We start from the raw sequence: 13,294 nt of genomic DNA on the forward strand, positions 1-13,294 counted from the left end.
CTCTTTCTTCCACGACGTGACAAGTCCTGCCCGAAGCAAAGCTTCGCGCCGAAATCCAGCCGAGTCCAGAAGCCGATTCCATCAAGAGGAGGTGACGCGCCGATGAATGTCCGGCAGCGAACAATCAGCCCTTATCGTCGTCGCCCTGCGTGATCAGCCGCGCGCTGCGCTGACCGGTGAAGTAGATCCATAGCCAACTCAGGGAAACCGCAAGCCGGTTACGAAAGCCGATCAGGAAGTAAATATGCGCCAAGCCCCATAGCCACCAGGCAAGCCGGCCGGTAAGCTTGATCCAGCCGAAATCGATGGCCGCCGCGCGCTTGCCTATCGTCGCCAGGTCGCCGTCATGCCTGTAGCTGAAAGGACGCGGTGTCGCGTCACCGGCAAGCCTTGCCTTGATCGCCGTGGCGACGTGCCGTCCCTGCTGCTTGGCGGCGGGCGCGACGCCCGGCACCAACCGGCGATCCGGCCGCAGGACGTGCGCTGCGTCACCGATGACGAAAATCTCCGGGTTTCCCGGTACAGTGAGGTCGGGCTCGACAAGCACCCTGCCCGCGCGGTCCGCTGCCGCGCCGAGCCATTCGGCGGCCGGCGAAGCGGCGACGCCCGCCGCCCACAGGATTGTCCTGGCCGGCAAATGTGTGTCGCCGAAGACGACACCCTCGGCATCGCAGCGCGTAACCGCCCGGCCGAGTTCGACGGTCACGCCGAGCCGTTCGAGCGCCTTCGTTGCATAATCGGAGAGTTCCGGCGCGAAATTGGCAAGAACGCGGTCGCCGGCCTCAATCAGCACCACACGCGTCTGCCGCGTGTCGATGTTGCGGAACTCGCCGCGCAGCGTGTCGTGCGCCAGTTCGGCAATGGTGCCGGCCAATTCCACGCCGGTCGGCCCGCCGCCGACGATCGCCAGCGTCAGCAGTGCCTGGCGCTGGGCGGCATCGGTTTCCCGCTCGGCCTGCTCGAAAGCCAAAAGAATACGCCGTCGAATGGTCGTGGCGTCCTCCAGCGTCTTCAGGCCCGGGGCGAATGGCTCCCATTCGTCATGGCCGAAATAGGCGTGCCGCGCGCCGGTGGCCAGCACCAGCGTGTCGTAACCGACGGTGCCGCCGTCCTGCAGCAGCACCCGCTTGCCGGTGCGGTCGATGCCAGTCACAGTGGCAAGCAGCGTCGTCACGTCCTTGCGTTTGCGCAGGAGATGGCGGATCGGCCAGGCGACTTCGGAGGTTGCCAGCGCCGTCGTCGCCACCTGGTAGAGCAGCGGCTGAAAGAGGTGATGATTGCGCCTGTCGATCATGGTGATGCGCACCGGCGCGCCGGCAAGTGCGCGGGTGAATTCGAGGCCGCCGAAACCGGCGCCTACGACGACGACGTGATGGTTGGCTGTGTTCATCTCACTCATCCCTCTCGCCAAGGCTGATGTAAGTATCGTTGTGCAGTGCAGCAATGCCTGCGCTGCAACTGCCTGGGAGTCGTCGCTTGATGTCGTGAATACGCATGCTGCGGACTCGTTCCCGGATATAGCCTGCGTCCAGGATACTACTTGGTTGGAACTGTATATTGCAGGTGAAGCATGGCTAGCGATGAAGACGAAGGCTCAGCGCAGTACGCCTCGCCTCCTTGTTTTATGCACGAGCTCGATCCGGAGTTCCAAGCGCCGCTATCCGACTGGACCGACGTAAGGCGCTGGCGCAAGGCCGAGCGCGAGCGGTTGATCGCATCCCGCCTTGCCGTTTCAGGCGACACGCGCGCAGCTATGTCGCAGCGCATTGCCGAAGGGCTCGACGCGGTGATCGGCGACATCGCCGGCCGTTTGGTCAGCCTCTACTGGCCGTTTCGCGGCGAGCCGGACCTGCGCCCGTGGATGGAAACCGTTAACGCGCGGGGCGGGCGCACGGCGTTGCCCGTCGTCGTCGAGAAAGACCGGCCGCTTGTCTTTCGCGCCTATGCCCACGGAGACCGGCTGGAGAAGGGCGTCTGGAATATCCCGATACCGGCTGACGGTGATCCGGTGTTGCCCGACGTCGTCATTTCGCCGATCGTCGGCATCGATCCCGGGCAGTTCCGCTTGGGTTATGGCGGCGGCTTCTTCGATCGCACGCTTGCCGCGATGTCGTTCAAGCCGCTGGTCATCGGCGTCGGCTACGAGTTGCAGCGCATCGTCACCATCTACCCGCAGCCGCACGATATTCCGATGGACCGTGTGGTGACTGAGGCATCCAAGGCCTAGGCGAGTTCGGGGCCTAGGCGAGTTCAGGCTTCATTCCCACGGCTGTGCGATCGACGATTTCGCGCAGGGCAAAGGACGAATTGATCTTCGTCACATGCGGCATTGCCGACAGCCACTCCTTGTGGATACGTTCGTAGTCGACGAGATCCTTTGCCGCTATGCGAAGGATGTAGTCATATTCGCCCGACATCAAATGGCAGGACAAGACGTTCGGGCAGCGCTTTATCGCTGCCTCAAAATCCGACAACGTCTTCTCGAATTGCCCGGACAGCGATATATGCACGATCGCCGTCATCTGATGCCCAAGTGCGGCGTTGGACAGCCGGGCGTGATAGCCGCGGATGGTTCCGGATTTCTCCAGATTGTCCAGCCGCCGCGAGCAGGCCGACTGGGACAGGCCGACCTTCTCGGCGAGCGCTGCGTTGGGTATCCGCCCATCCTTCTGCAACGTCTCGAGAATGGCGATATCAATCCTGTCGAGCGGCATTTTTGCGGGTTCCTGCGACAATTCTAATGTTTTGCGCAACGATTATCGAACAGTGGCCTCTCGGGCAAGCGCATTCGCAAACACTTACCGAACGATTCGTGGTTCACTATCTCTAGACAGGGAACGAGCCCCAAAGGGCCGGATCAGGAGAAGAACGATGCGCATCGGCTGCCCCCGGGAAATCAAGAATCACGAATATCGCGTCGGCCTGACGCCGGGTTCGGTCCGCGAATATGTCGCGCATGGCCATGAAGTGCTGATCGAGACCGGCGCCGGCGCCGGCATCGGCGCCGACGACAACGCGTATCGTGCCGCCGGCGCCACGATCGCCAAGACGGCAGCCGACGTTTTTGCCAAGTCCGACATGATCGTGAAGGTCAAGGAGCCGCAGCCCAACGAATGGGTTCAGCTCCGCGACGGCCAGATCCTCTATACCTATCTGCATCTTGCCCCGGATCCGGAGCAGACCAAGGGCCTGCTGGCCTCCGGCGTGACCGCGATAGCCTACGAGACCGTCACCGACGAGCGCGGCGGTCTGCCGCTCTTGGCGCCGATGTCGGAAGTTGCCGGCCGCCTGTCGATCCAGGCGGGTGCAACGGCGCTGCAAAAGGCCAATGGCGGCCGCGGCGTGCTGCTTGGCGGCGTGCCCGGCGTGCTCCCCGGCAAGGTAACCGTGCTCGGCGGCGGCGTCGTCGGCCTGCATGCTGCACGGATGGCCGCCGGCCTTGGCGCCGACGTCACCATCATTGACCGCTCGATCCCGCGCCTGCGTCAGCTCGACGACATCTTTGGCGGCCGCGTCCACACCCGCTACTCGACCGTCGAGGCGCTGGAAGAAGAATGTTTTTCGGCTGACATCGTCGTCGGCGCCGTGCTGATCCCGGGGGCAGCAGCGCCCAAGCTGGTGACGCGCGAGATGCTGTCGGGCATGAAGAAAGGCGCCGTGCTGGTCGACGTCGCCATCGACCAGGGCGGCTGCTTCGAGACCTCGCAGGCCACCACCCATGCCGAGCCGACCTATGAGGTCGACGGCGTCATCCACTATTGCGTCGCCAACATGCCGGGTGCGGTGCCGGTCACCTCGGCCCACGCGCTCAATAATGCGACGCTGCATTATGGCCTGCAGCTCGCCGACAAGGGCCTCAAGGCGCTGGTAGACGACCACCATCTGCGCAACGGGCTGAACGTCCACAAGGGCAAGATCACGAATCGCGCGGTGGCCGAAGCGCTCGGTTACGAGCTGGTCGAGCCGAAGGCCGTTCTCGCAGCCTGAGCTTCCGAATCTGCCCCTCCAGTGCCCGTCGGATTCGTCCGACGGGTTTTTCTTATGTCGAAAGACTGAAAAGTGTCGGGCGCGCAGAATAACCGGACAACAAAAAAGCGGAGCCAAAGCCCCGCTTCCTCGGTTGTCGAAAATTCCCGCCGGTTCATCCGCGGTCGGCAAATCCATCGACAGTGTCTTTCTACCGCTGGTATGCGACGGGAGTACGACAGCCAAGCCGGTGCAGCCTGTCCGGTTACGCGCGGTCGATCCGGCACTGATAGCAATTGTTGCGCGCCGAGCGGATGTGGACGTAAGCGATGTCGTCGCGTTCGAACAACGTCTCTGCCCGTGCGGCAATGGCGTCGGTCGGAATGACGCCGCCGCTGCCGTAAACGATGCGGTCGTCCTTGCCATAACCGCGCACAATGTAATCGCTGCTTTCGAGCATTTCGGGAAGCATTTTCCCCTCGGCGGCGCGTTCGCATTCTTTCGCATGCAGAAAGATCGGCCCCGTTTCGGCATAAGGCTGCAGCTCCGGAAAAGGTCGATAGGCCAAAACAAGATAGGCCTCTCCCAAAGCAATATTTTTCAAGCAATGACGGCAAGGCACGCCGTCGCCATCCGAAATTTGCCGCTCTGGCTTCAAGCCATAAGCATCCGGCCCGCCGCGCTGAAGTGCCCGGACAGCATTGGTTGGCAAGGCTTTGAATTTTAGCGTCATGACAAAATCTCCGGTGTCGTCGACCGGAAATTATGCTCGCAAGACAGCGTTTCCCACCCGATTCCTGCCGAAATGGATCAATCCATCAGCGCGTCGAGACCACGAACCAGACCTTTGATCTGCTGTACCCGTCTGATGGCCAGCAGCGTGCCCGCCACGTAAGGCGCTGCGGACGAGCCGGCGTCGTGGCGTATGGTCAGCCGCTCGTCTGGCAAACCGAACAGCGCCTCGCAGGACAGGATGTAGGACGGCAGGCGAAGCGCGTGCACTTGCACCCCCTCGCCTGCGCCGACCGCACCACCGCGTGTGGCCGGCACGCCGGAGACCTCGGAGACCGGCTTTGCCGTTGAGGCCTTGCGGATGTCGGCCAGCGCTTCAGCAAGCTCTCGTGCGGTTCCGGAGGGCGCGTCGGGCTTCTTTGCACTAGCATAATCGATGACCTCGACATCCGGCACGTATTTTGCCGCCATAAGTGCAAACCGCTTCATCAGCGTGGCGGTGATGGAAAAGTTGCCAGCGGCAACAACGCCGACGCCATTGGCGCGCGCCGCGGCGTCGATCTCGGCATAGTCGGCAGCTCCCAGTCCCGACGTGCCGATCACCGTGTGCCGTCCGTTGTCGATGGCGAGCAGCACATGGTCTTTCACGACATGCGGCTTGGTAAAGTCGACTAGCACGTCCGACGGCGCCTCCAGCGCCTCGGCCAGCGAGGCCGAAACGGCAATACCATTAGCCGGCATACCAACCAGCAGACCGGAATCCTGCCCCGCGCCGCTGCGTGATACAGCCCCGGCCAGCGCCATGTCGCCTTGCGCCCCGATCGCCGGAACCAGCGCTTTGCCGACCCAGCCGGTCGCGCCGGCCATTACCACGCGTATTGCCATCGTGCGATCCTCCATCACCCATCGGGTTTTTAGACGATAGCGATATGGAAAGAGCCAAGCTCATTCAAGTCGAGCTCGCCTTTGAGTGTTGATCCAGAGACTCTGGGACATTGCAAAGACAAGCTGAAGCGCGGATGAACGGGCCTGAAAATCAGGGCCGCATGACGCTGGCCGCGCGCTCGGCAAAAGACATCGGATGTACGACCTCCTTTTTTTGCGCCACTGGCGTAAAGCCGAGTTTTTGATAGAGCGGCAGTGCTGCTGGGTGATCGAGGGTGCAGGTCTGCACCGTCACCCGCTTTGGCCCGTGCGACCATGCCGCGGCGATTGCCGCACCGAGGAACCAGCGGCCGATGCCTTGCCCGGTCGCGTGCTCCATCATTCCGAAATAAGCGAGTTCCACTTCCTCCGGCAAATGCGGCTTGAGGTCGAAGAAGCCGGCCGGCGCACCATCCAGATAAAGCACCCTGATGTCGCGGTCCTCCCGGTGGATGCCCGCCGCAAGCTCCTCGTCGCTCAGCCTCAGCACATTGACCCAGTGCCATTTGCGGCCCACCCGATCCATCAAATAGCGGTAGAAATGCAGCGGAATGTCTTTGGTCTTGAGCAGCGCGATCTGGCGGTTGTACGGCAGCGGCGGCGAATACGCAGGCGGCACATGCATTTCGAGAAACGTCACGGTGACGTCGATGTCTTCCAGCGATCCGTCTTCCATCCCCGTCAGTCCTTGCCCGTCACGACGGGCGTGTCGGAAAGCCCGCCCCATTCGGTCCATGAACCGTCATAAAGCCTGTTGTCGGCATGGCCAAGCGTCTCCAAAGCCAGCGTGACAGCTGCCGCGGTGACGCCCGACCCGCAGGAGGTGACGACCGGCTTCGACAGGTCGATGCCGGCTCCTTCGATCACTTTTCGCAGCCTGTCCTTCGGCAACAATTCGCCGTTTTCCGAAAGCGCCGAAAATGGCACGTTGTGCGCGCCCGGCATATGGCCGGAGCGTATGCCGGGGCGCGGCTCCGGCTCGGTGCCGGCAAAACGGCCAGGCGAGCGCGCGTCGGCGATCTGGCTCTCCCCCGTCTCGACGATCCGGCGCATGTCGGCAAGGCTGGCGACGCGGGCGGCATCGAAGTTGGCATAAAACACGCAAGGCGCGATCTTCGTCGGCTCCGCCGTCACCGGCCGTCCGGCGGCTTTCCAACGATCGAACCCGCCGTCGAGTATATAGACCTGGAACACGCCCATGACGCGAAACAACCACCAGGCGCGCGGTGCAGAAAAGAACCCTGGCCCGTCATAGACAACAATCGTGTCATCGGCCGAAATACCCATCGCGCCGACATATTGCGCGAAATGCTGCGGCGACGGCAGCGTGTGCGGCAGAGCCGCGTCGGGGTCCGAAACCGCATCCTGGTCGAGGAAGCGGGCGCCTGGAATATGCGCTACGTCGTACTCGGCGCGCGCGTCACGCTTTTGCGCCGGCAGATACCAGGACGCGTCGACAATCGTCAGGCCGGGTTCGCCGAGCCGCTTCTGTAACCAATCGGCATCGATGGTGAAAGGACTGTCGTCGGCCATCTTTTCTCTCCTGTCCCGCCCGTCGCAGTCCTATATCAGGCTGGCGGCATAGGACCAAAGCGAATGCGGAAGCGCCGGTTCTCGCGGCCCTTCTTCTCGATCTTGCCGATATGGATCTCGCCGATTTCGCTGGTGCTCTTTACATGGGTGCCGCCGCAAGGCTGGCTGTCGATCGAAGCGTTCTCGCCGATGCAGACCAATCGGATCCTTCCCGTGCCGGCCGGGGGCCGCACATTCTTGGATTTCACCAAGCCCGGATTGGATGCCAGTTCCTCGTCGGAAATGAGCCGGGTGAAGATCGGGTGGTCGGCTCGCACCAGTTCCATCAGTCTGGCCGTCACGTCTTCCTTGGTAAAGCCGGCATCCGGGATGTCGAAATCGATACGGCTGTCGTCCTCGGAAACCGCGGCGCCGGTGATCGGGAACGGACAGACGACGGTAAGCAGGTGGCAGGCAGAATGCATGCGCATCAGCAACTGCCGCCGCGGCCAGTCGATGGCGAGCCTCATGCGCTCGCCCACCTTTGGAACTGCCTGCTCCGGCGCCGGCACATGGATGATCTCGTCCTTGGTTTCGCCGGTGATCGTAGCGGCAATCGCTATGCCGGTGCCGTCGGCGCGTTCGAGGCTGCCGGTGTCGCCCGGCTGCCCGCCCGATGTGGCGTAAAACACCGTCCGGTCCAGAATGATGCCGCCGCGATCATTGACTGCGACGACGGTGGCGTCGGCCGTCCCCAGATAGGCGTCGTCACGAAACAGCGCTTCGGTCTTGTGCGCCATCACGCAACCCTTTCGAACGGTACTGAAATCGTGCTCTGTTGCTCCATCCACCCCGGCACCGGCAGCTTCTTTTCGCGCAGGAATTCAGGATTGAACAGCTTCGACTGGTAGCGCGTGCCGTAGTCGCAAAGCATGGTCACGATAGTGTGGCCGGGGCCTAGCTCGCGCGCCAGGCGAATGGCGCCGGCAATGTTGATGCCCGTCGAACCGCCAACGCAAAGCCCCTCCTCCTGGATCAGGTCGAATACGATCGGCAGCGCGTCCTCGTCGGGGATCTGGAAGGCAAAATCGGGCGTAAAGCCTTGGAGGTTGGCGGTGATCCGCCCCTGCCCGATGCCTTCGGTGATCGAACTGCCCTCGGATTTCAGCTCGCCGCTGGTGTAGAAGGAATAGAGCGCTGCCCCCAGCGGATCGGCCAGCGCGATCTTGACCTGGTTGTTTTTGGCCTTCAGCCCGAAACCGACGCCTGCCAGAGTGCCGCCGGAACCGACCGCCGACACGAAACCATCCACCTTGCCGTCGGTCTGGTTCCAGATTTCTTCGGCCGTGGTGCGGATATGGCCGTCACGGTTGGCGACATTGTCGAACTGGTTGGCCCAGATCGCGCCGTTCGGCTCGCTCTTGGCCATCTGCTCGGCCAGCCGGCCCGACAGCTTCACGTAGTTGTTCGGGTTCTTGTAAGGCACGGCGGGCACTTCGATCAACTCGGCGCCGAGCAGTTTGATCGTATCCTTCTTCTCCTGGCTCTGGGTATCGGGAATGACGATCACCGTGCGGTAGCCGAGCGCCTTGGCAACCAGTGTCAATCCGATGCCGGTGTTGCCAGCCGTCCCCTCGACGATGACGCCGCCGGGCCGCAGCAGCCCGCGCTGTTCCGCATCGCGGATGATAAACAGGCCGGCGCGGTCCTTTACCGACTGCCCGGGATTCATGAATTCGGCCTTGCCCAGGATCTCGCAGCCGGTTGCTTCCGAGGCCTTGTTGAGGCGGATCAGGGGCGTGTTGCCGATCACGTCGATCACAGAACGGGGCATGGAGATTCCTTTGTGGGTGCGGCGAAACCCTAGAAACCCGAAGCTTCGGTTTCAAGGCAAGAATTTGCCTGGTCCAGTCGCATTTCGCACACTGCAATTCCTGCAGCCAGGAGCGCCCGACCGGTATTCATTTCAACCATGTACCGAAAAGCACTCTTTTCATTCGATTTCTTCACCGGTAGAGCACAGGCTAAGAAGAGCCGGCGGGGCGCAACATGACACTCTATCGGGCCAATCCGAAGCATGGCGTCGCCTGGATTACGGGCGGCAGCAGCGGTATCGGCCGTTCGCTGGCCAAGGATCTTGCCGCTCGGGGCTATGTCGTCGCGGTGACTGCGCCAGATGACCATCCGATCGATACGCTCATCGTCGAAACGGCGCAGATGGCGGGCCGTGTCGCAGCCTATCCTTGCGACGTGACCGACGAAAAACGCATGGCGAAGACGGTTGCAGCGATCGAGAAAGATCTCGGTCCGATCGTGTTGGCAGTGTTCAACGCTGGAAGCTATATCGCAACGCCGGGCGAGGATCTTGTGGCGCGCAATTTCCGTCGGTCTTTCGAAGTCAATTATTTTGGCATCATCAATGGCCTGCTGCCGGTCATCGAACGCATGCGCGTGCGCTCGCGCGGCCATGTCGTGCTGATCGGTTCGGTCACCGCCTATTTCGGCTGGCCCACCACCGCCGCCTATGGCGGCACCAAGGCGGCGGTCAATATCCTGGCCGAGTCGCTGAAATACGATTTCGACAAGATGAACGTCCGCATCCAGGTGATTAATCCGGGCTTTGTCGACACGCGGCTGACCGAAAAGAACTTCCTGCCGATGCCGGGCTTGATGCCGGTCAATCTGGCCTCGCGCCGCATCGCGCAAGGCATCGAATACGGCGGCTTCGAAGTCACTTTCCCACGCCGCCTGAGTTGGACGCTGAAGTTGCTCAGGATGCTGCCGAGGCCGTTCTGCCGATGGGTGATCAGCACGGTCACCCGCTGGAATGCGCGGCCATTGAATTTCGACCGCAAGCCGCCAGTCGAGTAGGATCGGTGATGGGCGAGCGATCGTGTTTGCGGGTCGCTGGGGCGCCGCACATGAATTGGTGCCGGTCGACGATACCGGAGACCCGGACAACCACGTCATTGCCGGCGACGCGCTGTCGCATCGACCACGGCTTTCCTCGCGCAGCGGATCGTCGTGTCGATCGAGGCGGTGGTAAGGTGACCCAAAGGCCCCCAAGCAAGAGGGCGACCGAAGCATCGCTCCGGTCGCCCTCTTCAATCGTGTGTGACCAAGCCAGGCTTGGCCGACCGCAACACGGTCAGATTATGCGGCCCGCGCTGCTGGCCGCTTGCCGCCGAAGCGGCGCTTGTTATTGCCCTTGAAGGGCTTGGCGCCTTCCGGCTTGCGCTCGCCCGCAAAGGCCGGCTTGTCGCCGAACCGCTTCTTGCCGAAGCCGTTGTTTGCGCCGCCGGGCCGCCTGCCGTCGCGACGGCCATTGTGGTCGTTGCGATCGTTGGCCGGTTCGAAGCTGCGCTCGTTCTTCTCGGCGGGATTGCGCTGCGGATCGGGGCTGCCGAGATGGTCGGCAACGATCGGCAGCTTGGTGCGGATGATGCGCTCGACCTGACGCAGCTTGCTGTTTTCAGACGGGTCGCAGAGTGTGATGGCGATGCCGTCCATGCCGTTGCGGCCGGTGCGGCCGATGCGGTGGACATAGCTCTCCGCCTCGTCCGGCAGGTCGAAATTCACCACATGGCTGATGCCGGGCACGTCGATGCCGCGTGCCGCAATGTCGGTCGCCACGAGAATGCGCACCGAACCCTCACGGAAATCGTTGAGTGCCTTCTGACGGGCATTCTGCGACTTGTTGCCGTGGATGACGGCGGCCTTGAAGCCGTCGCGCTCGAGATCCTTGGTCACCCTGTCGGCGCCATGCTTGGTGCGCGAGAAGATGATGACGGACTTCATCGCCTCATCGGCAAGCATGTTGGCCAGCACCTGGCGCTTCTGCTTGGTGCGGGCAAAGACGACGCCCTGCACGATCTCGGCGGCCGCGGTGCTGTGAGGAGCGACTTCGACGCGAATCGGGTTCTTCAGCAGGCCTTTCGCCAGTTCGGCGATTTCGGCCGGCATGGTCGCCGAGAACAGCACCGTCTGACGGTCCGGCGCCGTCGCCTTGGCGATGCGCTTCACGTCGTTGATGAAGCCCATGTCGAGCATGCGGTCGCCTTCGTCGAGCACCAGCCATTTGGTGTCGGCAAGCATCAGGTCGCCTTCACGCACAAGGTCGGTCAGCCGACCGGGCGTTGCGATCAGGATGTCGACGCCGGGCGCAACCTTCTTCACCTGGCTGAAGCGCGAGACGCCGCCCAGCACGAGCGCGGTCGAGACATGCGCGCCCTTGGCGAGCAGCTTGATCATCTCCTCGATCTGCACCGCGAGTTCACGTGTCGGCGCCAGGATCAGCGCTCGGGCCGTCTTCGGCCGGCGCTTGGTACCAAGTGCGATGATCTTCGACAGGATCGGCAGCGCGAACGCCGCCGTCTTGCCCGAGCCGGTCTGGGCGATGCCGAAAATGTCGCGGCCTTCGAGCTGCGGCGGGATCGCCTGGGCCTGGATCGGCTTCGGATCGGTAAAGCCGGCGGCATTGGTGGCCTTGAGCAGTGCGCCGGTGATTCCAAGTGCGGCGAAACCGTTCGGTTCCGCAGTGTCCTTACCGGTCAAAGTGTTTTCATTGGTCAAAATATTCTTCTTTCATGCGGCTCCTGGCCGCAAACATCGATGGCGGCAGGGCGCAACCTGCCGTCGAAAATTGTCATGAAACGACAAGGCGGGCGGACGTCATCGTCCGCACGGCTGCGCTGTCGTGCCCGCAGGCTTCATGCCACGGGGCTTTTTCGCCACCTTGCCGATATGTCGGGAAGAGGGAAAACAGACGCAACCAGTCTCATTCATCGAGAAGGCCGGAGTGTCCCGGCCCAAGCGCCTATGCCGCCGCATATGGCCCAGTTCGCATCGAAATGCAAGGGGCCTGATGTTGCAGCGCAGCAAAAGCCATGAGGAAGCGGCGCTTGCGCTCTCTCGCGGGCATGATTACCACAATGCAGCTTTCCGTTTCGGGGACCGGTCATGAAGGACGTGCTGAAGGAACTCGAGCGCCGCCGCGAGATCGCCCGCATGGGCGGCGGCCAGGCCCGCATCGACGCCCAGCACAAGAAGGGCAAGTTGACTGCCCGCGAACGCATCGACGTCTTCCTCGACGAGGGCTCGTTCGAGGAGTTCGACATGTATGTCGAGCACCGCTCGACCGATTTCGGCATGGAGAAAACCAAGATCGCCGGCGACGGCGTCGTTACCGGCTGGGGCACCGTCAACGGTCGCCCGGTCTATCTTTTCGCCAAGGATTTCACCGTGTTCGGCGGCTCGCTGTCCGAGGCCCATGCCGAAAAGGTGGTCAAGGTCCAGGAGATGGCGCTGCGCAATCGCGCGCCGATCATCGGCCTTTACGACGCCGGCGGCGCCCGTATCCAGGAAGGCGTGGCGGCGCTCGGTGGCTATGCCGAGATCTTCCAGCGCAATGTGCTGGCCTCCGGCGTCATCCCGCAGATCTCGGTGATCATGGGGCCCTGCGCCGGCGGCGACGTCTATTCGCCGGCGATGACTGACTTCATCTTCATGGTTCGCGAAACCTCCTACATGTTCGTCACCGGGCCGGATGTGGTGAAGACCGTAACCAACGAGACGGTCACCGCCGAAAGCCTCGGCGGCGCTTCTATCCACACGACGAAGTCCTCGATCGCCGACGGAGCCTACGACAATGACGTCGAGGCGCTGCTGCAGATGCGCCGGCTGGTCGATCTGCTGCCCGCTTCCAACACGGCGGAAATTCCCGAGATCGAATGTTACCAATCGGTCACCGATCACGATCTGTCGCTCGACCGGCTGATCCCCGACAACGCCAACAAACCCTACGACATCAAAGAGTTGATCCTTAAAGTTGCCGACGAGGGTGACTTCTTCGAGATCCAGCAGAATTTTGCGAAAAACATCGTCACCGGCTTCGGCCGTATCGAGGGCCGCAGCGTCGGCTTCGTCGCCAACCAGCCGATGGTGCTGGCCGGCGTGCTCGATTCGGATGCCAGCCGCAAGGCGGCTCGTTTCGTGCGATTCTGCGACTGCTTCTCGATCCCGATCGTCACCTTCGTCGACGTGGGGGGGGGGTTTTACGGGCCCCCCCCGGCGAATTGTTGGGTGTTGAAAAACCGCGCCCCCCCAGAGTTTGGGGATTAAGAAGCCCCCCGGGCCCAACGGGGGGTTATTAAAAAAAGAA

At 62.5% G+C, this 13,294-nt stretch carries 12 protein-coding genes and 2 pseudogenes; 5 read left to right on the forward strand and 9 right to left on the reverse strand.

The genetic code is table 11. From position 1 onward, the window contains the following. Positions 1-124: 124 nt before the first annotated feature. Positions 125-1,390 carry an NAD(P)/FAD-dependent oxidoreductase gene (locus NKH93_RS27975; RefSeq protein ID WP_352973666.1) on the reverse strand — a complete coding sequence of 422 codons (1,266 nt, stop codon included), beginning with the start codon at positions 1,388-1,390 and terminating at the stop codon, positions 125-127. Positions 1,391-1,570: 180 nt separating this feature from the next. On the opposite strand from NKH93_RS27975, the gene NKH93_RS27980 reads away from it, so the two are divergent. Continuing rightward, entirely contained in the window at positions 1,571-2,227 is a 657-nt protein-coding gene (locus NKH93_RS27980; protein WP_352973667.1) for a 5-formyltetrahydrofolate cyclo-ligase, read from the forward strand. A 13-nt stretch (positions 2,228-2,240) separates the two neighbouring features. On the opposite strand, the gene NKH93_RS27985 is transcribed toward NKH93_RS27980, so the two are convergent. Beyond that, positions 2,241-2,714 (reverse strand): Lrp/AsnC family transcriptional regulator, encoded by a 474-nt coding sequence (locus NKH93_RS27985; RefSeq protein ID WP_023675099.1) that lies wholly within the window; start codon positions 2,712-2,714, stop codon positions 2,241-2,243. 157 nt (positions 2,715-2,871) lie between these two features. On the opposite strand from NKH93_RS27985, the gene ald reads away from it, so the two are divergent. Then, positions 2,872-3,987: an alanine dehydrogenase gene (gene ald, locus NKH93_RS27990; protein ID WP_352973668.1), complete on the forward strand. Its 1,116-nt coding sequence runs from the start codon at positions 2,872-2,874 to the stop codon at positions 3,985-3,987. A gap of 244 nt (positions 3,988-4,231) precedes the next feature. Here the strand turns inward: ald and NKH93_RS27995 are convergent, their stop codons facing one another. From NKH93_RS27995 to NKH93_RS28020, 6 genes are all read right to left on the reverse strand, one after another. Then, on the reverse strand, positions 4,232-4,699 hold the full coding sequence (locus tag NKH93_RS27995; RefSeq protein WP_352471826.1) for a DUF1203 domain-containing protein: 468 nt from the start codon (positions 4,697-4,699) through the stop codon (positions 4,232-4,234). A gap of 77 nt (positions 4,700-4,776) precedes the next feature. After that, positions 4,777-5,583 carry a 4-hydroxy-tetrahydrodipicolinate reductase gene (dapB, locus tag NKH93_RS28000; protein WP_352448952.1) on the reverse strand — a complete coding sequence of 269 codons (807 nt, stop codon included), beginning with the start codon at positions 5,581-5,583 and terminating at the stop codon, positions 4,777-4,779. A gap of 151 nt (positions 5,584-5,734) precedes the next feature. Next, positions 5,735-6,298, reverse strand: a complete 564-nt coding sequence (locus NKH93_RS28005) for a GNAT family N-acetyltransferase (RefSeq protein ID WP_352448953.1) — start codon at positions 6,296-6,298, stop codon at positions 5,735-5,737. Between the two features lie 5 nt (positions 6,299-6,303). After that, a complete protein-coding gene (sseA, locus tag NKH93_RS28010) occupies positions 6,304-7,155 on the reverse strand; it encodes a 3-mercaptopyruvate sulfurtransferase (protein WP_023675104.1) in 852 nt (283 codons plus the stop codon). Positions 7,156-7,190: 35 nt separating this feature from the next. Then, a complete protein-coding gene (locus NKH93_RS28015; protein ID WP_023675105.1) occupies positions 7,191-7,934 on the reverse strand; it encodes an alanyl-tRNA editing protein in 744 nt (247 codons plus the stop codon). Next, positions 7,934-8,968: a cysteine synthase A gene (locus NKH93_RS28020; protein WP_023675106.1), complete on the reverse strand. Its 1,035-nt coding sequence runs from the start codon at positions 8,966-8,968 to the stop codon at positions 7,934-7,936. The genes NKH93_RS28015 and NKH93_RS28020 overlap by 1 nt, the downstream gene beginning before the upstream one ends. A gap of 215 nt (positions 8,969-9,183) precedes the next feature. Here NKH93_RS28020 and NKH93_RS28025 point away from each other — a divergent pair, with 215 nt between their 5' ends. Both NKH93_RS28025 and NKH93_RS28030 read left to right on the forward strand, forming a co-directional pair. Then, positions 9,184-10,005: an SDR family oxidoreductase gene (locus NKH93_RS28025; protein ID WP_352457508.1), complete on the forward strand. Its 822-nt coding sequence runs from the start codon at positions 9,184-9,186 to the stop codon at positions 10,003-10,005. A gap of 28 nt (positions 10,006-10,033) precedes the next feature. Then, positions 10,034-10,185: pseudogene (locus NKH93_RS28030) on the forward strand (alpha/beta hydrolase); the annotation flags it as partial. Between the two features lie 102 nt (positions 10,186-10,287). On the opposite strand, the gene NKH93_RS28035 reads toward NKH93_RS28030, so the two are convergent. Next, positions 10,288-11,706, reverse strand: coding sequence for a DEAD/DEAH box helicase (locus NKH93_RS28035; RefSeq protein ID WP_352502945.1), 1,419 nt, complete (start codon positions 11,704-11,706; stop codon positions 10,288-10,290). A gap of 387 nt (positions 11,707-12,093) precedes the next feature. Between NKH93_RS28035 and NKH93_RS28040 the strand changes: the two are divergent. Then, positions 12,094-13,182, forward strand: a pseudogene (locus tag NKH93_RS28040) (acyl-CoA carboxylase subunit beta); the annotation flags it as partial. Positions 13,183-13,294 lie beyond the last annotated feature (112 nt).

It is taken from the genome of Mesorhizobium sp. M0954 (genome assembly GCF_040319155.1).
In the GTDB taxonomy this organism is placed as follows: Bacteria; Pseudomonadota; Alphaproteobacteria; order Rhizobiales; family Rhizobiaceae; genus Mesorhizobium.